This is a genomic window from Undibacterium sp. Ji22W (genome assembly GCF_049340305.1).
GTDB lineage: Bacteria > Pseudomonadota > Gammaproteobacteria > Burkholderiales > Burkholderiaceae_D > Undibacterium.
Genome location: NZ_JBMPOU010000039.1, coordinates 1 through 246, shown reverse-complemented (window position 1 = coordinate 246; position 246 = coordinate 1). Strand labels below are relative to the sequence as shown.

At 54.1% G+C, this 246-nt stretch carries 1 protein-coding gene; it reads left to right on the top strand.

Annotated elements, in window-relative coordinates; genetic code table 11:
* Window positions 1-246 (top strand): hypothetical protein (locus tag ACO0KW_RS20495; protein ID WP_423055192.1); only part of this gene is annotated, 246 nt, incomplete at both ends.

The following is a 246-nucleotide window of genomic DNA, read 5'->3' as shown; positions in this document are numbered from 1 at the left end:
TCAATGTCAGTGGCGGCAGCAGCACGACATTTACAGTCACTGCCACCGATGATTATTTGAAAGAAGGTTCCGAATCCCTGATCGCCACGATCAGTGGTGTCACTGATACTGATAGCCGTTATGAAGCAGTAGCGGTCGGCAGCAGCAACACAGCAAGCAGCGCGATCACCGATGAAGCCGTCCCCGCAGCAAGCGATACCGTCTATGCGCACATCAGTGTTGATGCAGCGAGTGTTGCCGAAGGTG